The following is a 435-nucleotide window of genomic DNA, read 5'->3' as shown; positions in this document are numbered from 1 at the left end:
CAGGCTGTCTCCACCCGAGACTCAGTGAAATTGAACTCGCTGTGAAGATGCAGTGTACCCGCGGCAAGACGGAAAGACCCCGTGAACCTTTACTATAGCTTGACACTGAACATTGAGCCTTGATGTGTAGGATAGGTGGGAGGCTTTGAAGTGTGGACGCCAGTCTGCATGGAGCCGACCTTGAAATACCACCCTTTAATGTTTGATGTTCTAACGTTGGCCCGTAATCCGGGTTGCGGACAGTGTCTGGTGGGTAGTTTGACTGGGGCGGTCTCCTCCTAAAGAGTAACGGAGGAGCACGAAGGTTGGCTAATCCTGGTCGGACATCAGGAGGTTAGTGCAATGGCATAAGCCAGCTTGACTGCGAGCGTGACGGCGCGAGCAGGTGCGAAAGCAGGTCATAGTGATCCGGTGGTTCTGAATGGAAGGGCCATC

At 53.6% G+C, this 435-nt stretch carries 1 rRNA gene; it reads left to right on the top strand.

The annotated features are described in order from the left end of the window. A 23S ribosomal RNA gene (locus NEI07_RS09930) occupies positions 1-435 on the top strand; the annotation flags it as partial.

This window comes from Methylocystis suflitae (genome assembly GCF_024448135.1).
Classification (GTDB): Bacteria; Pseudomonadota; Alphaproteobacteria; order Rhizobiales; family Beijerinckiaceae; genus Methylocystis; species Methylocystis suflitae.
This window is presented reverse-complemented; position numbering and strand designations above follow the sequence as displayed.